Source organism: Sphingobacterium kitahiroshimense, from assembly GCF_025961315.1.
In the GTDB taxonomy this organism is placed as follows: Bacteria; Bacteroidota; Bacteroidia; order Sphingobacteriales; family Sphingobacteriaceae; genus Sphingobacterium; species Sphingobacterium anhuiense.
This window is the reverse complement of record NZ_JAOQNK010000001.1, coordinates 4,446,808-4,469,311: the sequence shown is the minus strand read 5'-3', so window position 1 is coordinate 4,469,311 and position 22,504 is coordinate 4,446,808. Positions and strand designations below refer to the sequence as shown.

At 36.3% G+C, this 22,504-nt stretch carries 17 protein-coding genes; 9 read left to right on the top strand and 8 right to left on the bottom strand.

The features are described 5' to 3' along the window. Positions 1 to 44 precede the first annotated feature (44 nt). On the bottom strand, positions 45 to 869 hold the full coding sequence (locus M2265_RS19405; protein ID WP_031288421.1) for a glycogen/starch synthase: 825 nt from the start codon (positions 867 to 869) through the stop codon (positions 45 to 47). Between the two features lie 151 nt (positions 870 to 1,020). Here M2265_RS19405 and panC point away from each other — a divergent pair, with 151 nt between their 5' ends. From panC to M2265_RS19360, 9 genes are all read left to right on the top strand, one after another. Then, positions 1,021 to 1,866: a pantoate--beta-alanine ligase gene (gene panC / locus M2265_RS19400; RefSeq protein ID WP_021190242.1), complete on the top strand. Its 846-nt coding sequence runs from the start codon at positions 1,021 to 1,023 to the stop codon at positions 1,864 to 1,866. A gap of 57 nt (positions 1,867 to 1,923) precedes the next feature. Then, the gene (gene panD, locus M2265_RS19395) at positions 1,924 to 2,274 is read left to right on the top strand and encodes an aspartate 1-decarboxylase (protein ID WP_031288422.1); all 351 of its coding nucleotides are present in this window, start codon (positions 1,924 to 1,926) and stop codon (positions 2,272 to 2,274) included. Between the two features lie 88 nt (positions 2,275 to 2,362). Then, complete coding sequence (locus tag M2265_RS19390) at positions 2,363 to 2,722, top strand: hypothetical protein (RefSeq protein ID WP_237682821.1); 360 nt, start codon at positions 2,363 to 2,365, stop codon at positions 2,720 to 2,722. 236 nt (positions 2,723 to 2,958) lie between these two features. Then, positions 2,959 to 5,286, top strand: coding sequence for a TonB-dependent receptor domain-containing protein (locus M2265_RS19385; protein ID WP_132769168.1), 2,328 nt, complete (start codon positions 2,959 to 2,961; stop codon positions 5,284 to 5,286). Between the two features lie 28 nt (positions 5,287 to 5,314). Next, a complete protein-coding gene (locus M2265_RS19380; RefSeq protein ID WP_165905859.1) occupies positions 5,315 to 5,773 on the top strand; it encodes a thioredoxin family protein in 459 nt (152 codons plus the stop codon). A 73-nt stretch (positions 5,774 to 5,846) separates the two neighbouring features. Then, the gene (locus tag M2265_RS19375; protein WP_132769172.1) at positions 5,847 to 6,527 is read left to right on the top strand and encodes a hypothetical protein; all 681 of its coding nucleotides are present in this window, start codon (positions 5,847 to 5,849) and stop codon (positions 6,525 to 6,527) included. A 236-nt stretch (positions 6,528 to 6,763) separates the two neighbouring features. Further along, a complete protein-coding gene (locus tag M2265_RS19370; protein ID WP_132769174.1) occupies positions 6,764 to 7,396 on the top strand; it encodes an FKBP-type peptidyl-prolyl cis-trans isomerase in 633 nt (210 codons plus the stop codon). 198 nt (positions 7,397 to 7,594) lie between these two features. After that, a complete protein-coding gene (locus tag M2265_RS19365; RefSeq protein WP_132769176.1) occupies positions 7,595 to 9,235 on the top strand; it encodes an NAD+ synthase in 1,641 nt (546 codons plus the stop codon). Positions 9,236 to 9,313: 78 nt separating this feature from the next. Further along, positions 9,314 to 9,874 carry a DUF4136 domain-containing protein gene (locus M2265_RS19360; RefSeq protein WP_132769178.1) on the top strand — a complete coding sequence of 187 codons (561 nt, stop codon included), beginning with the start codon at positions 9,314 to 9,316 and terminating at the stop codon, positions 9,872 to 9,874. 73 nt (positions 9,875 to 9,947) lie between these two features. Here the strand turns inward: M2265_RS19360 and M2265_RS19355 are convergent, their stop codons facing one another. The 7 genes from M2265_RS19355 to M2265_RS19325 form a co-directional block, all read right to left on the bottom strand. Then, positions 9,948 to 10,985, bottom strand: a complete 1,038-nt coding sequence (locus M2265_RS19355; RefSeq protein ID WP_206368523.1) for a substrate-binding domain-containing protein — start codon at positions 10,983 to 10,985, stop codon at positions 9,948 to 9,950. 369 nt (positions 10,986 to 11,354) lie between these two features. After that, positions 11,355 to 12,710 (bottom strand): FGGY-family carbohydrate kinase, encoded by a 1,356-nt coding sequence (locus tag M2265_RS19350; protein WP_132769180.1) that lies wholly within the window; start codon positions 12,708 to 12,710, stop codon positions 11,355 to 11,357. A gap of 10 nt (positions 12,711 to 12,720) precedes the next feature. Next, positions 12,721 to 13,995 (bottom strand): TIM barrel protein, encoded by a 1,275-nt coding sequence (locus M2265_RS19345; RefSeq protein WP_132769182.1) that lies wholly within the window; start codon positions 13,993 to 13,995, stop codon positions 12,721 to 12,723. A gap of 81 nt (positions 13,996 to 14,076) precedes the next feature. Then, positions 14,077 to 16,185: a bifunctional aldolase/short-chain dehydrogenase gene (locus M2265_RS19340; protein ID WP_132769184.1), complete on the bottom strand. Its 2,109-nt coding sequence runs from the start codon at positions 16,183 to 16,185 to the stop codon at positions 14,077 to 14,079. 16 nt (positions 16,186 to 16,201) lie between these two features. After that, positions 16,202 to 17,278: an L-rhamnose/proton symporter RhaT gene (rhaT, locus tag M2265_RS19335; RefSeq protein ID WP_132769186.1), complete on the bottom strand. Its 1,077-nt coding sequence runs from the start codon at positions 17,276 to 17,278 to the stop codon at positions 16,202 to 16,204. Positions 17,279 to 17,469: 191 nt separating this feature from the next. Beyond that, positions 17,470 to 19,212 (bottom strand): RagB/SusD family nutrient uptake outer membrane protein, encoded by a 1,743-nt coding sequence (locus tag M2265_RS19330; RefSeq protein ID WP_207902390.1) that lies wholly within the window; start codon positions 19,210 to 19,212, stop codon positions 17,470 to 17,472. 91 nt (positions 19,213 to 19,303) lie between these two features. Then, on the bottom strand, positions 19,304 to 22,315 hold the full coding sequence (locus tag M2265_RS19325; protein WP_207902392.1) for a SusC/RagA family TonB-linked outer membrane protein: 3,012 nt from the start codon (positions 22,313 to 22,315) through the stop codon (positions 19,304 to 19,306). Positions 22,316 to 22,504: the final 189 nt, after the last annotated feature.

Below are 22,504 nucleotides of genomic sequence, written 5' to 3'. Positions count from 1 at the left end.
CGTCTAATTTCTTAGACGCTATTTAAATACGTTTAATTTCTATTTTAAACCGTTGTTTCTTCTTCTACAGGAGCAAATTGATCAAAAAGATCATTGAAAGCTTCATAATCTTCATCACCATTAGGTTCAAAGACCTGAATTCCTTTTTCTTTTGCATATGCTAGAATTTCTGGATTAACACCCTCCTCAGCTACAACCGCTACATCGGTGAAGTCCAAAGCACCTTTATAGATGTTGACATAACTACCGTCACCATAACTAGCAACATCATCTTTTGTCAATGCACCTTCAGGGGCAATTTCTCTGTATTTATCGCCTAAAGTTCCGGAGAACTCTTCGTTATACAACGAATACATAACTTTGGCACCTTTAAAAGTAGGATCATCTTTATATGTCGTCTTTAAATAAGCCGGCACTAATGCTGAAAACCAACCGTGGCAATGTACCACATCTGGTGACCAACCTAACTTCTTAACCGTTTCCAGTGCTCCTTTACAAAAGAACACAGAACGCTCATTGTTATCATTAAAAAATTCTCCATTCTCGTCACGAAAAACTTTTTTCCGCTGAAAATAGTCTTCATTATCCAAAAAGTAAACCTGCATACGTGCCGCAGGCAATGAAGCTACCTTAATGATTAGCGGATTGTCATTGTTATCCACCACAATGTTTAAGCCTGACAGACGAATTACCTCATGCAATCTATTTCTACGCTCATTAATATTACCAAAACGAGGCATAAGAATACGGATTTCAAATCCTTTCTCTTGCATAGCCTGTGGCAATTGACGCGTGATTTCAGAAATTTTAGTTAATTCGAGGAAAGGCGACATCTCGTGGGTTATAAACAATATCTTCGTTTTTGCCATCTCCAGTTTTTATTTATTTTATTTTTATTAGAACAGTAAAATCGGTCTACAAAGATACAAAAAATATCCCGACAATACAATTCCTTACAAATCATCGTTTTATATTCACAAATATATTCCCCACTTTTGCCCTGTATTAAAATTTCTAAAAGTGAGAATTTTCGAGACTAAAAAAGAGCTCCAAGATTACCTGGAAACAGCACGAATCAACAAACAAAAAATAGCTCTTATCCCAACAATGGGTGCACTACATGAAGGACATATCTCTTTACTGAATTATGCAAAACCTTTATCAGATGTCACCGTTTGCAGTATTTTTGTCAACCCAACACAATTTAACGACCCAAAAGATTTAGAAAAGTATCCAAGACCCATTGAGCATGATATCGCATTATTAGAAGCTGCTCATTGTGATGTCTTATTCTTACCGACCGTAGAGGAGATGTACCCTGATCCAAATGAAAAATGGCACATTGATCTAAACGGATTAGATACTATATGGGAAGGGAAAATGAGACCGGGGCACTTTCAAGGTGTAACGCAAGTCGTTTACAAATTATTCGCCTTAGTGCAACCAGATATTGCATGCTTTGGTCAAAAAGACTTCCAACAGGTCATGGTTATTGAACATATGATCAAGGTAAAGCAATTACCGATCACCATTGCATTATGCCCAATCATCCGAGATGAAAATGGTCTTGCTTTAAGTTCAAGAAACATGCGCCTCTCATCAAATGGTAAAATACAAGCGTTAGCTTTGTCCAAAACACTTCTGTATATCAAAAGTAACTTTGGAAAGATACCTTTACTTCAATTAAATAAACAGGCAACAGAACTATTGAACTCCAGCGAAGGTATTACCTTAGAATATCTCGCTATTTGCGAAACAACGACATTGAAAGAAATCAAAACAATTGAACAAGATAAACAATATGTAGCACTTGTCACTGCGCGGGTCGAAGATGTACGGCTTATTGATAACATGATTTTGAATTAAATGTCACATTATACTTATTAACTTTACATTTTTACAAGAAAAATCTAACTTTGCCACATGTTTATAGAGGTAATGAAATCTAAAATCCACCGTGTTCGGGTTACACAGGCCGAGCTTAATTACGTTGGTAGTATCACAATTGATGAGGATTTAATGGATGCAGCAAATATTATTGCAAACGAAAAAGTTCAAATCGTTAACAATAACAATGGCGCTCGTTTAGAAACATATGTTATTCCTGGAAAAAGAGCTTCCGGTACCATCTGCTTAAATGGCGCTGCAGCAAGATTAGTTCAAGTGGGTGATATTGTGATCATCATATCGTATGCACAAATGGAAATGGAGCAAGCTAAAAAGCATATTCCTAGCTTGGTTTTCCCAGATGACAACAATCAACTTATAAAATAATATTTAAATAATACACTTTCAATAGAAAGCTACGTTTATTTTCAATAATTTAGCACTCGTATTAAGCGGGTGCTTTTTTATTACCTACATGTCAAAGAATATATATATCAGAAAGATCTTAGCATCAATGCAATTGACATTGATCAGCTTGATCATTATTTCTGGTGTTATTTTCATGCACAAAGAAGTAAAATCAAACGGAGAGATTGTCATGCACAATCACCCCTACGATTTTACAAACGATCAGCCCAGACCGCAAGAATCCGACGATCAAATTGATTTCCTCAATGTCGTCTACAATCAGAACTTTGTTCAAAGTGAATTTATCGTTTTTGAACAACCCATTCGAACTGTCGTTCATATCTACAGTTATCAAGTCTACACACCGGTTGTCACCAATCGTGTCGTCGATCACGCTTTCTCAAGGGGTCCTCCAGATTTTGCTTAAAATAAAATTAGTTATTGCATTCATCCTTATTATCAAGACGAATGCTATTCGCCGTGCGATAGCACGACGCATTGCGTCGTGCTGTAATTTATTAATTATTTTAAGTAAATAATGTAACCATAGTGGACATAGCTGGTATGAAAATATACATGGAGCAGGCATTCGCATTGCTTCGTACCGATATTTCACACCTCCCATGATAGGTTCATTACTATTAAAAGGACAAATACACTCCAATGAGAAATATCAACCTATTGATCATCATCATGATGATCAGTATGCATACATATGCACAACATACATTAAAAGGTAAAATCAGTAACAATGACGGTAAAGGTATAGTTGGAGCAACTATCAACATCGAAAATGGTCTTCACTCGACCGTTTCTGATACCGCAGGCTATTTTGAATTTCAAAAACTAACTAAACAAAAACAAAATATACAGATAACCGCTGTTGGCTATCAAACCATCAAACAGCTGATATTGCTAACAGATTCCACCGTACACTTTAAATTAAATACAGACAACCTGCATTTGAATGAAGTCGTTGTAAGCGCAACCCGATATGGTGTCAGTAAAAAGGAAGCACCAGTTATTGTGCAGGTATTAGGCCCTAAACTTTTTCAGGCTACACAATCTGTAGCTATGTCCGAAACACTAAACTATCAACCAGGAGTTAGGGTAGAGAACAACTGTCAAAACTGCGGTTTTTCACAAGTCCGTCTAAACGGATTAGAAGGCGCCTATTCACAGATCTTGATCAACAGCAGATCCGTATTCAGCGCATTAAACAGTGTATATGGTTTAGACCAACTTCCAACCAGTATGATCGACCGCATTGAAGTCGTTCGAAGTGGTGGTTCTGCCCTATTTGGAGCAAATGCAATTGCCGGTACCATTAATATCATTACTAAAGATCCTGTCGAAAATGATTGGCAGATTAAATCTACCAACTCATTAATCGGCGGTAGCAGTTGGGATAATACGGTAGACTTCAACACCTCCTACGTAGATGAAGACCTTACAACAGGAGTTACCTTTTATGGTATGCACCGGAATCGTCAACCATTTGATAAAAATAAGGACGGATTTTCGGAGATAACAGAACTTAACAATACCACATTCGGAACAAAAGCATTTTTCAAACCTTCCGATGTCAATAAAATAACAGTAGATTTCAGTACCATACAGGAATTTAGAAGAGGAGGAGACCAATTTAACAAATCACCCCATTTTACAGCCATCACAGAACAACTGGAAACCAATTCACTGATTGGTGGTATCACTTACGATCATTATTTAGCAGACTATAAACAAAAAATCTCCGTGTATGCTTCCGGCCAAAAAACAAAACGTAAAAGTTTTTACGGGGGACTGGGCGAAGCGCCCACTGCAACAGATAGTTTAAGAGCCGCAAATTCTTATGGAGACACAGATGATTTGTCTTTTGTTACAGGAACACAATACACAAACAATTTTGAGGATGATGTCTTTACCGGCGGTATTGAGTTCAACTACAACAAAACAAATGATCAGATTCCCGGATATCAACGTATCATCGATCAAAAAACAAAAGGAATAGGAACTTATGCCCAATACGAATGGAAGCCAATATCCTCTTTCAAAGCATTAATAGGAATGCGATACGACTACATCTTCGTCGATGGAAATTATCAGCTCCAACAAGTGGAACGCAGCAGTCAGAAGAATTTTGGATCTTGGAATCCGCGATTAACCATCTTGTACGATATCAATAGTAATATTCAATTTCGTGGCGGGTATGCGCGCGGGTTCCGTGCCCCACAAGCCTTCAATGAAGATATGCATGTGACCTCAATCGGAGGAAAACAGGTTTTTGTATTAATTGGAGAAGACCTAAAAACAGAATATTCAAATGCTTATACCGGATCGTTCAATTTCAGCAGAAATTATGGTAATACGCAAACAAGTCTTTTAGTGGAGGGCTTCTATACACAGTTGAATAATCCATTTACGACAGTCTTGAAATCAGAATCCAATGACATTATGATTGAAGAAATGCGAAACGGTACAGATGCCTATGTATACGGAACAAACCTAGAACTTAATGTAGCCCCTTCAAGTATATTTAGTCTACAAGCTGGTGGTACGATACAACGCTCGCGATACCAATCGGCACAACTGATAGCTGAAGCTAAAACAGGTCAAGAAGCCATTTTGTCCCAAGATTTCTTACGTACGCCAAATGTCTATGGGTACTTAAATGCCAATTGGAAAGCAACTAAGAAATTCGCAGTTGACCTAACAGGAGTTTACACCGGAAAAATGAAGATCTCGCATATACAAGAAGAAATCATGAGCCTCAAAAATACGAGGGATTTTATGGAGCTGAATGCACGGTTAGGATATACTTTTGCTGTTCACAAAGATTTTAACCTTGAATTATTTGCAGGTGTACAAAATATGTTCAACGCATTCCAAAAAGATTTCGATAAAGGCGCTAATCGAGATTCAAACTACATTTACGGTCCGACAAAACCACGTACAATAACCTTTGGAGTAAAAATTGGCCATTTTCACTAATCCCATTTATTAAAGAAAGATGAAGCATATGCACAAATTTGTTTTATTAATAACGATTATCCTTTATCCGCTCAGCCATTATGGTCAAGAGCGGATAATTTATACCTCTTTTCAACAATTAGACTCTTTATTAAGCATAGCACCAAAAGAAACAATCATCTTCATTCATACCGACTGGTGCAGTTACTGCAGAAAAATGGAAAAAGAAGTCTTTTCAAAAAAAGAAATCTATGACCGATTAAACAAAGATTATTATCTAGTTGAATTAGATGCGGAGACGGTTGAGTACATCACTTTCGATCAGCAATTATGGAAATCAAAAACTCCCAAAAAAAATACCGGACAATATCATCCCTTAGCCTTACTCTTGTTAACCAGCCAAAAGATGGTTTTCCCGAGTCTCCTGCGTTATGATCAAACATTTAAATTAAAAAGTATTAAGCAAAAATATCTAAGCCCAAAAGAGTTAGCGAATTTTTTAAGATAATTTAACATCTCGCTGTAGCGAAACCGAAAAACATAACGTTTTAGTGGTAATATAAGATACAATTTAAAAAATTATGAAAAAATTTACGAAATTTTTAATGGCATTTTTATGCATGGGGATAGTTTTTGCTTCCTGTAACAAAAATGATTTTGATTATGAGAAAGCTGAAAGAGAGCAAATTGAAAAAGCAAGATTAGAAAAAGTACGCAGAGATTCATTAAAAAGAATACAAGCTCCTTTATTAGAGCAATATGCAAAAACCAAATGGGGAGATAATGCTAAATACTCTGATTCAACTGGAATCTGGTATAAAGTAGATTTAGCGGCTGGAAATGAAACTCCTTACGTATATAAAGGAACTGTTAATGGTATTGGACAAGCAGGGTTAAATGTTTGGGCAGCAACTGTAAATTTTAAGGGTGAACTGATGAATGGAACTGTATTTGATAAAAATACAGATGGAGTTCCTAAAAATTACACAGATATTCGTCAAGCAACTACAGTATACGGAGCTGCTTGGGTTCAAGCATTTGTACCAACAATCATTAATATCCAAGGTAAAGATGTAAGATTCGAGGGATTACTACCAAAAGGTCTCCAAAAAAATGATAAAATTAGTTTTATTTCACCATCTTATTATACTTTTGACCAAGTAGAATATACAAAAGGTAGCGAAAAAGTAACTGTTCCTAAAAATACTCCAGTTGTTTACACAATCGAAGTGAAAACTGTTGGAGATGTTACTGGTTCGTAATTAATACAAAATCAATAAAAGCATATAAAAGGTCCTTTACATCGTGATGTAAAGGACCTTTTATATATATATAATTTTCACAAGAAAACTATTGTTAACGAACAAAAAGACAGCACATTGCCCAATAAAAAATTATCCTACACTTTACTTGCTTTAAAATTCTTTCGTACCTTGTAGCACATCTAAACAATTGAACGTTTTAACCGGTATAATAACAGTAATAAGTAAAGAAATTTATGAAAAATTTTACAAAAATCTTTTTTGGAATGTTGGCAATGATTATTGCTTTGGCATCTTGTAGTAAATCAGACGACTTTTCAAAATTAGCTGAAGAACAAAGAATTAAAGATTCTATCGAAAATGCGAGAATCCAAAATTTACTAAAAGAACAGGCTCCTCAGTTGAAATCATTTGCCATCAAAAATTTCACGAATCCTAAATTAGATACAGCAACTGGTATTTGGTATGATCTGATAGCTGAAGGTGACGATGCTTCATACGCTTATCAAATCAGCTCCGGTGGTTACCTGATGTATCCTACCGCTGTAGTAAATTATAAAGTTAATTTACTGAACGGCGCAGATAAAGGAACTCTTGTTGATGAATCTAAAGAGGGTAGCCCAGCAACATTTACGATAAATAGAGACCGTATTATCTTATTCTGGCAGTTCGCTTTTTTTCCAAAAAAATTATCTTTTCAAGGTAAGGAAGTAAATATCGGTGGATTAACTGTAAAAGGACTTAAAAAAGGAAGTAAAATAAAAGCTGTAGCACCATCTCCATTCGGTTATGATCAAGTTGCAAAAGATAAAGTTCCAGCAAACTCTCCACTATATTCTGAAATTGAAGTTGTTTCAATTAGCAATTAAATGGCGTTTGGGAGATTTATTTCTTCTAAAATTTTAAACGAATACACGATGCAGGATCTTTACTTACGTAAAGATCCTGTTTGTTTTTAATTCACTATCAAAAACTAAAATAAAAAAACAATAGTATCAAAAAGTAGTCTAAAAAACTTCTTATCTTGCTCTTCATATCAGTATACCATTCAAAACAAAGACGCAAAAATGAAAATAGCTTTAGCCCAGTTAAATTATCATATCGGCAACTTCAGTTCCAACACAGCAAAAATTATTACTGCTATTGAAAATGCAAGAGCACAACAAACTGAAATTATTGTTTTTTCTGAATTAGCAATTGGCGGCTACCCAGCAAAGGATCTTTTGCAAAATGCAACATTCTTAAAACAGTGTAGTGAATCTATTACCACCATTGCATCACATTGCCAAGATATTTTATGCATTATCGGAGCGCCTGTCCCCAATACAGATCCAGAAGGTAAAGCGCTATACAATGCTGCAGTTTGTTTAGAAAATGGAAAGATTACACACATTAGTAAAAAAGGACTACTTCCTAACTATGATGTTTTTGACGAATATCGTTACTTTGAACCTAGCAGAAAATTCGCATGTCTCACCTATAAAAAAACAAAAATAGCATTGACCATTTGTGAAGATTTATGGGATGACGATCAAGGAAATAATTCTTATGTTGGCGATCCCATGAGCGAATTACTTCAAGAAAACCCAGATTTGCTGATCAATATTGCAGCATCGCCTTTTTCTTATGTCCATTACGAAGATCGTGTTGCTGTTTTGAAAGCACAAGTGGCAAAAGCAAAACGTCCGTTAATCTATGTTAACCAAGTAGGTGCTCATATGGATATAATTTTTGATGGAAGATCATTAGCTATTGATGAAAATGGAGCAATTTGTTGCGAATTAAAAAAATTCGAAGAAGATGTACAGATTATAGAATATAGAGATCAAACCATAAAAGCAACAACAGCATTTACGGTACCCCAAGATCAGGAAATAGCACTGATTCACGATGCCCTGCTTTTAGGTTTACGTGATTATTTTCACAAATCTGGTTTCAAAAAAGCTGTCTTAGGCCTTTCCGGTGGATTAGATTCAGCACTAGTTGCCGCATTAGCCTGTGAAGCATTAGGTTCAGAAAATGTACTTGCAATATTGCTTCCTTCTATTTATTCATCCGACCATTCCATTCAAGATGCATTAGATCTCGTAAAAAACACCAATTGCGCACATCATATCATTCCAGTAAAAGATATTACACAGGCCTACGAAACAACATTAGCTCCCTTTTTTGAAGGGCAACAAGCGGGTGTTGCCGAAGAAAATATCCAGGCACGTACCAGAGGTACGTTATTAATGGCAATTTCCAACAAATTTGGTCATATCGTTTTAAACACTTCAAATAAAAGTGAAGCAGCGGTAGGTTATGGCACCTTATATGGAGATATGGCAGGATCGATTTCAGTAATAGGAGACGTATATAAATCAAAGGCCTATGATCTCGCCCGATACATTAACCGAAATAAGGAAATTATCCCATCTAATACAATTGAAAAAGCACCTTCTGCAGAATTAAGACCCGATCAAAAGGATTCAGATTCCTTACCACCATATGATTTACTGGATGAAATATTATTCCTATATATCGAAAAACAAAAATCAAAAGAGGAAATTTTAGCTCAAGGTTATGATCTTAATATTGTTGAAAAAATTATAAAACTAGTTAATAATGCCGAATTTAAAAGATTTCAGGCTCCTCCAATACTGCGCATTAGTCCAAAAGCTTTTGGTCCAGGCCGTTCGATGCCATTAGTTGCCTTTTATCAATAATTTTTTTTACTGATATAATTAAACTTTTAACATTTACATTTGTCTAACACTAAGAAAATAATATAAATCCTATTGGTCATGAAAAAAATAATTTATTTCCTATTTGCAAGTCTAATTCTTGCATCTTGTGCCTCATATCAATATAATACGATGCGCGACGAAAAAGTAGATTTTTCGCAATATCGTACTTATGGCTGGTTACCACCTGTTGATTCGTTATCAAAATCATACTTTGATAATGATATTGCAAGAACAAATATATTAGACGCGAGCAACAGCGAATTACAAGCAAGAGGCTTATCTTACAGTAAGGATAATCCAGATTTGTTATTCCGTTATATAACAATTGTCAATAACAAAAGCCGTTTAGTATATGGATCCTCATACGCTTATGGAGGTCCATGGGGTTGGTACAGACCGTGGTTTTCTCCTTATTATGGTTATGCAACATATCCTGTAGCCAAAGAACGCTACCGCTACGCTCACTTAATCATAGAAGCTGTAGACCGTAAAACAAATAAAGTTGTTTGGCAAGCACGTGGATCTGGTGAAGTTAATAGTCCAGAGAAAGCTGCAACTAATGTTGCTAAAGTTGTTCAAGGAGTATTTAAACAATACCCTTTAACCATAAAAAAATAATACTGTAATCGTGATCAAAAGTATAAAAGCCATGAGTTTTCTCATGGCTTTTTTTATAGTCTAAGAAATTCCTTTATATAGAAGCTCGAATCTTAATATTAAATGGAACTTCTAGCCTCTCTTTAGAGTTATTTTTAATCAGATTTGCCGCCATCCGTCCCATTGTTTCAAAATCAGTTGATATGGTTGTAATTCCATTCAAAATAAATTTCTTTAAAGGTGTTTCATTATAGGAAATAACACCAATATCTTTACCTATCAAAAGCTTTTTCTGCTGGATCTTGTTCAGTAGCTTTACGAGATCATCTTCAATAATATTAATATAACAAGTACCCACTACCACTTTTTCTTTATTTAATTCAGACACCAGCTCATGATCAAAAGCGTATTGCTGACAAAATTTATAAAAACCTTTGATAATTGCTTTTGGGAAATCACTATGATCTGGAAAAACCAATTTTATCATTTTATATTTACTTAAAACTTCATTAGCTTGTTCCAATGCTAAATAAATATCCTGTTCATAATTCTCATAAACCGCTGGAAAATCACCAGGTACATCATCAATAAATCGTCCTAATAACATTAGCTTATCGATTGGTATTCTACGAATAATATCTGGCGCTTTATCTCGTCCCTCTTTAAAATGTGGAAACAGCACGTAATAGTCATAAGTTTTGGTCAGATTCGCTAATAAATTCTTGAGATAAGAAAGGTCTGAATTATAGACAAATAAATCGAGATCAGCATAATCCCCCAACTCCTTCGCAAATGAATCATAGACTATTTTTTTGTGAACACTCAATTTATTCAGAAACAGTGCAATTTTACATTTGGATTGAATATCTGTTTTATTGACATAGTATCCCTTACCTGGATTTGATGCAATAATTTCATGCTTTTTTAAATAGCGATAAGCCTTTTCAACCGTATCTCTAGATATTTCAAGATAAGTACTGGATTCATTAATTGAAGGAAGCATTTCACTCTTCTTAAGCCTTTCATTTTTTACCGCATCAATGATGGTATTCGCCAATTGGAGATATTTAGGAGTTGCTGAAAAATCACTGATCTCCAGTGTCATTAAAAACTGAGCAGTTGAATTGGTCATTTTAAAATTTAGATTAATCACTAAAATAACAATTAATTAGCATAAAATTTTAAAAAAGTTAAACTCCAAGACCATTCATATTTTTCATATTTCAACTTTTTTAGGTGTTTACTACTAGGTACCATAACAGCACAAGATGGAAACTATTGTCAATAGCCGTAAACTTGTTCTGGTAAAAAATCTATTTACGCCATTCATGATTAGACAAACACCTTAAAGGTTGTTTGTCTAATGATTCCTAAAAAACAATTGGTTTTTTAAAGACTTTCACGCTCTCTATTTAGAAACCTTTTGTATTGAAGAAAAGGATCAAGTGATTACACTCGACCCTTTTCTTATTCATAGTTCTGATCTATAACAATTTAAATTTCATTTATTTCTAAAGTACCGCAATGCAATAAGGTCATTCGGTATTGCCAGCTCATTCCAATGGTCATGAATGACAAGAGCTGCGCCCAATGCTGTTGCCTGAGCCATTGAAGCGCCAAAAACTTCGACTTCAGGAAATTCTTTTGCCAGAAGACTCATATAAATATGGTTCTTACTAAACCCACCGTCTACAAATATTCTAGAGATCTTATTCGCATCTAAAACTAGTTTTGTTGATTCCACCTGTACTTTGATGAGGTGTAAAATTAAACTATGGTAAGCTTCTTCATAATTACGGTATCGATCAAGCTCAACTTTTGAAAATGCTTTTAAATCCACAATTACAGGCTCTTTCATTAATTTTTCTAAAATCCTTAGATTAAGCTGAAGATTACGAAACTTCGCTGTCGTAACATGAAAGAAATCAGCAATTCGTTTAGATTGCAGTTCATGTTCATAACCTGCAAATAACCGCGAAGCCTTAACCGGGTTTCCTAAATAAGATTGATAAAACAAACAGTCCTTTTTTAGTTCGCAAGAAGTTAGAGCACTATTATTAAATGGATTAAATGAGATACACCAAGTGCCCGTGGATATTAGAACAAATGGTTCACTAAAATTGAATAAATAAGGAATTAAAGCCGAAGAACTATCATGAAGCCCCGCTCCTACTCTAAAAGGGCTACCAGGAAATGCACCATCAAAAACTTCATCTCCTTTAACAATTGGAGCTAACACCTTGGTAATACCCTCATCTTGTACCCATTGATGATACTCACCCTTTTCAAAATCCCATAGAGCAGTATGACAACCGATGCTGGTCATATCTGAGTAGAACTTTCCAGAAACCAGAAAACTTAAATATTGGGGCAAATGCAGAGCAAAGTTGACCTGTTTATAAATTTCTGGTTGCTTCTTTTTTAATCGAAGAATCTGGAAACCCGAATTTAAACTACCTAATGTTGGCGATGAAGTTGTTAAAGAAAAATGTTCCTCTCCTCCATACTTATTATGCAGTTCTTGTTGAATAGTAACAGGAAATTCTTTTAGATAATTATATAATGGAGTTAAGGGTCTACCATTTTCATCAAGATATACAAAGCTAGCCCCGTATGATGTAAAATTAATCGCTTTAATTTCAAATTCATTCTTTCTAAAGACCTCATGAAGTGAATCAAAAACCGATAATCTAAGACTTTCAAGATTTTCACAAGGATCCCCGTCCTCATCCTTTGTTTCTAAAAATCTGGCCGAACGTTCAAACACGATCTGATAATTAGAATCAAATAGAAACAGCTTTTTGTTGGTTTTACCAACATCGAAAATAGCAACTACAGGAATTTTATCATTATTCATCCTAAAAACTTTATAATCCAGTTGCAATAGTTTGTAAACCTCTCTCTTCTATTAGCTTATCACGTAATTTTTCCTCCTCAAATAATAATACAGGATTTAAAGCTGCACCACTCCTCAACCTAGATTCAGCAACCAATGGTCTTACATCCGTACGAAATGCATCTTGAAGAATTTCTTGTGCTTTTACAATATTATTCGCTTGTTGAGCGGCCTTGAGTGCAACACGATCGATAAGTAATGCTTGCGCATAAGCAATTTTAATGGCTTCAACAGATTGCAGCAAGTCCACTAAAGGATCTTTAAGATTATGTGAAGCATCAATCATCCAACCTAAACCAGTAGCGTGATCCATTCCCTTCACATCCATCCCATCAATTAATTCATTAAAAATCAGAAAAAGTTGATAGGGTTTAATACTTCCTGCTGTTAAATCGTCATCAGCATATTTACTATCATTAAAATGAAAACCGCCAAGCTTCCCCTCCATTAATAACAATGATACGATCTGTTCAATATTAGCATTTGGTAAATGGTGCCCTAAATCCACTAATGTGTAAGCTTTAGGGCCCAGCTTATTTGCCAAAAGTAGAGACTGCCCCCAATCTCCAATGGTCATCGAATAGAAATAAGGTTCGAAAGCTTTATACTCGATAAACAATTTCCAATCCTCGGGTAAGTGTTTATAGATTTCCTGCAAACTGGATAACGTATTCTGAAAAGCCTCACGGAAATTCAATTGGCCAGGAAAAGATGAACCATCAGCTAACCAAACAGTCAAAGCCTTCGAACCGAGAGCTTTCCCATAATTGATAACCTCAATATTATGGTCGATAGCCTGCTTGCGAACCTCAGGATCAACATGATGCAAAGATCCATACTTATAACTATATTCCTGCTGTGGTTGATCTTGAAAAGTATTGGAATTAACAGCATCGAACGTGATATTTAAAGAACGTGCCAATTCCTTCACTTTTACGGCGTCTTTTGGGATATCCCAAGGTATATGTAAGGAAATAGCTCCACTAGATTTATTAAGAGCATGTAGTAAACCAACATCTTCAAACTTTTGCTCCAAACTCCCTGGCTCGCCAGGGCCAGAAAAGCGTCCGAAACGTGTACCACCTGTCCCTAGTGCCCAACTCGGTATCCCGATCTGAAATTTCTGAAGTTTAGCAATAAGCTCTTCAACTTCATCAATATCCTGGGAAATAAATTCAAATGCTCGATTATGTTTCTTTTCTAATTTATTATTGTGCTTTTTTATTAATTGTTGATCTAAAATCATATTAAAAATGGTTATTGGTTAAAATTTACTTAGATACAGCATGTACTTTCTTTTCATTCCTTAAAAACTAAGATATAAAACCTACCGTAAAAAAGCCATTGCCACTCCCCCGTCAACGTTTAATATATTACCTGTAGATTTATTCAGTAAACCACCAACATGTGCAAAACACGCATTTGCAATGTCTTCTGGCAGAATAATCTCATTTAACAAAGTACGCTTTGCATAATATGCAGGTAACTCCTCGATTTTTACACCATATGCCTTAGCACGACCTGCGGCCCATCCACCTGCCCAAATATTACTATCGGAAATTACGGCATCCGGGTTCACTACATTCACTCGAATCTTTGCTGCCCCTAATTCAGCTGCACTCAAACGGCTCATGTGTAATTGAGCACCCTTTGCACTACCATAACCAATATTATTCGGACCACTCACTAAAGCATTTTTACTTACAATATTGACAATATCACCACCAATATTTTGTGCTTTTAATATAGCTGTTGCAGCCTGAGTTACCAGAAACTGACCTTTAACCAAAACGTCATATAAAAGATCCCAGTCATCTTGTGTATGTTCCTCGATCGTTTTAGAAATTGATAAACCCGCATTATTAACGACAATGTCAATCCCACCAAAAGCTAGTACAGCATCATTGAGTGCATGTTTTATCTGGGCCTCATTTGTTACATCAAGTAGAGTCGTAATAACCGCATCTCTACCAAACTCTGCTACGAATTCTACCTCGCATGATGCAAGCCGATCAGCATTGATATCATTCAACACGACAACAGCACCTTCCTGTGCCATCTTTCTTGCAATCGCCTTTCCAATCCCACCACCACTACCTGTCACGAGTACAATCTTACCTGATAATGCTTTTGATTTTGGCATACGTTGTAATTTTGCCTCTTCCAACAGCCAGTATTCAATATCAAAAGCTTCCTGACGTGGCAATGCAGTATATTCGCTTACCGCTTCAGCACCTTTCATTACATTAATGGCATTAATATAAAATTCAGCAGCTACACGAGCAGTTTGTTTATCCTTTGCAAACGAAAAAAGTCCAACTCCGGGATATAAAACAATAACGGGATTTTTATCACGTATAGCGGGGCTATTTTCATGTTTGCAGCTATCATAATACTGTTCATACATCTCTCGATATCCAGCAAACAAAGGCTCCAGTTTCTTTTTAATCTCCGCTATATTATCTAAACACTCCGATTTATCTAAATTTAGCACCAAAGGCTGGATTTTAGTTCTTAAAAAATGATCCGGACAACTTGTCCCTAATGGTGCTAATCGGTCCAAATCATTGGAATTGATGAATTCTAAAACGCGTTCATCATCTGTAAAATGTCCGATCATATGGCGCTCGCTTGAACAAAATCCCCGCAAAACAGGAGCTAATTTTGCCACCTGTGCATTTCTTTCTTCTTTACTAAGACTTACTATCTTTTGGTTGCCAAATACGTTATTCTTCTTGCTATAACTTTGTTCAAGGTATGTAGCACAAGTCTCAATAACATCTAAGGAATTAATATAACAATCGTAAGCAGTGTCTCCCCAGGTAAACAAACCATGAGATCCCAACATAATACCCTTGATACCAGGATTTGCTTCTAAACATTCTTGTAATTGTAAACCTAAATCAAATCCAGGACGTTGCCAATCAACCCAACCGATCGATCCATTGAACAATTCAGCAGTTATTCTTTTCCCATCTTTGGATGCTGCAATTGCAATTCCGGCATCTGGATGTAAATGGTCAATATGCTTAAATGGTAAAAATCCGTGCAAGGGCGTATCAATAGAAGGTGCCTTAGAGCTTAAATCAAAAATACAATGATTAAATAGTGCGACCATTTCATCCTCATATTCTATTCCTCTATACACATTTTCAAGATTACGTAAGCGCTGAAGATATAATGCTGCAAGCCCTGACTTCTTCAGCGTGCCGATATCTCCTCCAGACCCCTTTATCCACATGACTTCAACACTTTCATCAGTAAGCGGATCTTTCTCCAAAACTTTACAAGAGGTATTTCCTCCTCCATAATTAGTAATTCTTAGATCGGCGCCTAGAATATTTGAACGATATAATAATAAAGCAACTTCATCACCTTGCAATGATTGCGCTATTTTATCGTCCCACAAATAATTTACATGTTTGTATGTTTTCACTGCTATATATATTAAATTAATTTTCTAAAGTTCTTGCAAACCCTACGACACAAATAGAAATTATGATTGTCGCTATTCCTGCAATTATAGATCGATATGCCATTCTATTCACGCCCTTCCACTCATTTAATATAATTCCCCAAGCATTTGAAATTAAAATAATGAACGCCATGTGAAGAATCCAAGAACTGGCACCATTACCCAATCGACTCTCACCCATACCATAAAAAAAGAACTGTAAATACCACATTGTACCTGCCAAAGCACAAAAAAGTAAATTCTTTCCTTTTGGTACATTGGATTTAGTATAGTCTGAAAAAGTTCTATTTTTAATTAGGAGATAGACGCACCATATAAAATTTGTAGTAAAACCTCCCCAAAGGATAATGATATAAGTCACATTATTTTGATAAAGAAATTCTCCACTGTTCGAATTACTATTTTTCCATATGGAATTTGCAACATTAGCAAGCGGCTTACCTGCTTCAATACCAAAATTGAAACAAGCACTAAGTACACCAGAAATGATCGCAACGATAATACCCAGAGTAAAATTGTAATCAGACCTTGCGGCCTTAGAAAGAGTCGAAAGACTTTTCTCCTTTGAAACACCTGCCCGACCGCACAGTACAACACCCATTAGACATATTAATAAACCTATCAATATGCAAGTTCCTGATTGAGTCATAAAAAAATAGTTGACTCCATGTTTACCCACTGTGGGGTAAAAAAAATAATAAAGACTTGGCATCAGCGAACCAAAGACCATACTTAAGCCCAAAATAATACTGCTACCTAAGGAAACACCAAGATAACGTATCCCTAGACCATAGGTAAGTCCACCTATACCCCATAACAATCCAAATAAAAAAGTATAGTATAAAGTAGCTGCCTGGGCATTGCTGATAATCTCCCAAAAATTAGGAATAGTTACCCATGCTGCAAATGGTGGTACAATAATCCAAGAAAATAGACCACCTAGGATCCACATGGATTCCCATGACCATCCTTCAACTTTCTTATAAGGCACATAAAAACTTCCTGACGCAAAACCGCCAATGAAATGAAATAAAACTCCGAAAACAGCATTCATATTTATCTTTTTAGGTATTGTACATAAACTAAATTACAAGATTAAAATAGGTAAACTGTTATGGACTGTTATGCATAAATACAGAGATTATAGCCAACAGATATTTCATGATTTAGAAGCAAAAGGTCAATTTTCAATGTGTGGAAAATTGACCTTTTGCATATTATTATTATTAAAGTAATAAAACTAGATTATTTATATCCTAAATTTTGTTTAAGTCCTTCCCCTTCTTTGTTATTTAATTGAATTTCACTCAAGGGGATTGGAAGTAAAATATTATAATCTTGGAAACCACTGGTTATTTTATTTGCCGGTCCTTGATCACCATTTAAAGCAATACGTTCTTTGAGTTTATTTGTTCTCACCAAAGTCATTCTACGATTTTCTTCTGAAATCAACTCACGGGCACGTTCATCAAGAATAAAATCGATCGTCATATTTGATGCGAGAACCTTTCCTAAAGCGGTGTTTCCAGATTGAATACGCGTATCTTTAAAAGAACGATCTCTCAACTTATTGATATCCTCAGCTGCTCCGCCTAGATTATTTTGTCTAAGACGTGCCTCTGCCCTTAATAGATACGTTTCTCCAAACCGCATGACTGGCCAATCTTTGACCAATGCATAGCCAAAATCATCTATCGGATCATAACCACCCCACTTTGTTGGGAAAGGATACCATACTTCCAAACTGTCTGTACGAAAAGGAATCACTTTATCACCAGTTTTTATCGTCACATTTCTAACCCCTGCACCTTTAGCAACACGATAACCATCGGCATCCACACCGATTTCTGTACTCCATGGTGTTACCACAGCATTGTTGACGGTCATATTAGGTCGGTTATAATTTGTGGTACGACGGATATTATAATTGCTATTCCGAATATCACCTTGAAGTCCTTTCCAGACCGTATACTTCATAAAATTGCTTAATCTCAAACGTCCATTACCCCTTCCTCCAAGAGAATCAGCGTTTACCATTCCATCCCACTTGTGATAGGAAGGTTGCCATACACGACGATGCTGCGGATTATCGATGGTTCCACCATTCACTTCGCGATTAAATTCAACTTCAAAAGTCCATATGGCTTCGGTATTTCCTTGAGCGCGGCGCATATTGCCCTGTCTAAACATATCTCGAAAAGCATCGCCACCCTCATTTAAGTATTTACCGTAACGACTGTCAATTAATTTATAACTGCCGCTTTCAATGATGGCTGTTGCCATGGCTTCTGCTTTAGCAAAATAAGCAGGATCTCTCATGCCCATTCGAAGATAAACTTCAGCAGCCAATTGTCTTGCCATATCTTTATTGATCCGGCTTGGAGCAGCAGCTTGTCCAACATTAGCCAATTCCTTAGCCGCATATTCCAGATCTTCAACAATCACTTTGTCCACTTCTACAGTAGAATTTCGTACATAATTGAACGTTGGAACTTTAATAGAAGTAGTCAACAAAGGCACATCGCCCCATAGCGTGACCAACATATGATAAGCATAAGCTCTAAAGAATCTTGCTTCTGCTGCTGCCTTTGGATTAGTATCCCCTACAGCTTCAATAATGCTATTTGCATTGTTAATAAACTCGTAACAGCGTTGCCATAAGTAGCTTACTCCACCATTTTCTGGATTGAGATCAGCATATTGAAAAAAAGGATTTTCCACACCTTCCGTAGAACCAGCATTTGCGATATCAGTACCGATCTGCCAACACGACAAAAATCCTTGACGCCCACTATAACCCCACAATTGACCAAAAGTCGCATGCAAACCTAAAACTCTATTTTCTATTGTTGATGGATCACTATTTCCAGCTTCGTAATTAGAATAGGGTTTCTCTTCCAGAAAATTCTTACTACAAGATGCAGAACCTAACAAAAAGATCGCAAAGACAGGTAATAACTTATTTTGAATATTCATTGTTTTTTTCATCAGTATATATTATTTTTTATCGATGATGAAGCTATCATGAGCAGTATATCTTTCTTTGTGCACATTTACTCATGATGGTTTCATGATTTCATTAAAAGGTTAAATTAACTCCAAGTACATAGGTGCGAACCATTGGATAATTTAGATGAGCATTATCAGATCCACGAGTGATATCTCGAGCTTCGGGATCCCAGCCAATCCAATTGGTCCATGTATATAGGTTTCGGCCACTGACATAAACCGTAGCCCCATTGATACCCAATTTATTCAAGGTATTTTGTGGCATATTGTAACTTAAGGTCACATCTTTCAACCGTGTAAAACTTGCATTTGATGGAAACCCATAACCATATACATTGGAACGATTACTCAATGAACGCCATTCGTTACTTTTATTTTCAGGAGTCCAATAGCCCAATTCTGCTGGCGTACTTTTACGTCCCATTTCATCTGCAGCCGAACCGATCTGCGGATTATTGCGTAGTGCTCCTTGCACCGTATTGATGAAAATATTTAATGAAAATGCTTTATAGCTAAATGTATTGGTAAGTCCAGCGGTCCATTTCGGGGCAGTTTGTCCCAATACAGATCGGTCGTCCTCATTAATTAGACCATCACCATTTAGATCCGCTAATTTTACACTTCCTGCTTCTGCTTGTTCATCCCATCCTTTATTAGCTCCCGCTTTTATTTCCTCTTCCTGCCAGATCCCCACTTTGGTAAAATCATAGATGATACCCAGCGGATGTCCGATCAACCACCTATTGCCCAGATCTTCTTTTCCATCACCATAAACTTCTACAATCTTATTTTTATTGCGGGAGAATACAACCGTACTGGACCAAGTAAAATCATTCTTCACAATATTTTTGGTATTCAGCGTCAGGTCTATACCTGTATTAGCAACCTTTCCAATATTAAAATACACATCTTCAAAACCCGTAAGTCTTGGAAGGCGCTGTTTTAAAAGTATATCATAAGAATTGGTTTTATACACATCGATGCTTCCACTTATTCTGCTTTTAAATAATCCGAAGTCAATCCCTGTATTGAATCCCTTTGTTTTTTCCCATTCCAAATCATCATTTCCCATTCTTTTACGAATATTCAATGCCGTATTGGATAAGCCTTTCATCGCAATAGTACTGGCATCCATTAACGAAAGCGTTTCATAGATGCCAATAGCCTCATTTCCAGAAATACCGTAAGATATTCTCCATTTTAAATTGTCCACCACATCTTTAGTGCTATTCATGAACCATTCATTATGTATATTCCATGCGACAGCGGCAGATGGAAACATTCCGTATTTATTATTTCTACCAAAGATAGAGGCCCCATCTCGACGTGCAGTTACTGTAAATAAATAACGGCTATCGTAAGAGTAATTTAATCTACCCATTTGGGAAATAGAGCGGTACAAGTCGGCTTGAGAAGACACTTTCTGTGTGGCGGCAGCACCTAGATTACCCCATTCCAAGGCATCATTAGGGAATACCTCTCCTGTAGCAATAGCCTGTTGCCAATATTTACTTTTTGAGGCATATAATCCTGTGAAATCAAGATGATGCTTACCAAAATCCTTGTTATAGGTTAATATATTCTCTACTGTATATGACTGAGATTCACTGTTGGTGATACGACCCATCCCGGCAAAATTATAAACACTCTCCCCTTCATATTCGTTGGTACGACCAGGGACATAAATATATCCTGCATTGAGTTTATATTTTAAACCTTCCAGCGGTTTGTAAAGCTCCCCAAAATTAAGATCTGCATAACCGTTGAGGGAGATATTAAATTGACGACGCTCTGGATTTAATGTCGTTGGCAAAAGTGGATTGGTCCAAAGCTGTTCCGAATACATGGGATGCTGTGTTAAAGTGCCGTCATCGTTATACATTTTGGCATAAGGGCTCATTGCAGCAGCCTGTAGAAGACTCGCGCGTCCACCATCTCTATTATGCGCTATGATATAAGATGATGTACCTACCGATAAATATTTAGTTGGTTTAAAATCTGTATTCGTTCTAAATGAATATCTTTTATAGTTGTATCCTAATAAAACGCCTTTTTGATCCAGATAATCTCCAGAGACATAGTATTTGGCATTCTCACTTCCACCTGATAAACTGACATTGTGATTCTGGATCACACCTGTCTGCATCACCGCATCCAACCAATCGATGGTCACACCATTGGTGTAATTATCAAGCTCATTCCGATTGCGAACCGGACCACCATTATATAGCGGACTATTATTAATGCGGGAATATTCAGCATAACGCTTTAAAAGCTCTTCTCCCGAAACGGGCTTAAGAATATGTGCAACATTTTCTACACCGCCATAACCACTGTAACGAATACGCGGGGTTCCGGATGTACCGCGCTTTGTGGTGATCAAAATAACACCATTAGAACCATTCACACCATAAATCGCAACAGCTGATGGATCTTTTAAGATCTCGACCGACTCAATATCATTGGGATTGATATCATTAATAGAACCATCTGTACGCGATAGCGGAATTCCATCAACGACAATATACGGTTCTGAAGATGCATTGATCGAGTTCTTACCTCGAACTTGAACATTTGGAGCATCTCCAGGTATAGAGGATGCTTGCGAAACCGAAACATTGGATACGGCACCTTGGATAGCTTGCATCACATTCGTAACCGGAATTTTTGACAATCGATCCTTTGGTACTGATGCCACAGACCCCGTAACATCCGATCTCTTTTGTATTCCATATCCGACCACAACTAATTCGTCAAGTACATTTTCAGATGGAACAAGCGTAACATCAACAATTCCCCCCTGAGGTACAATAACCTCCTTTTCCTGATATCCGACCGAGGAAATGATCAAAGTATTTCCGTGATTAGCTTGAATGGTAAAGCTACCGACGGTATTTGTTTGTGTACTGACCGAACTTCCTTTTACTTTAACGGTAATGTTGCTTATGGTTTTTCCTGTAGAAGCGTCTCGAATAGTTCCCTTTATGGAAGTTGCTTGACCATAAGTAGTCATTGCTATTAAAAATAAACTGTTTAATAGCAATGTGCTTTTTGCGTATTTATTGCAATAGTGGGTTAACATAATTTACAATTGGTTTTTAGATTAGAATTACTATTTTATTCCATTTATTATAGGACCATACCTTTATCCTATAATCCCCCTAAAGGTTGATTTCAACTTGATCCCATCATCGTATAGTTTATATTTTTGTTTATAATTGGTACTTAGCAAACTCAAGAAGATCGTTCGCTAAAATTCCATTGGTTAGGA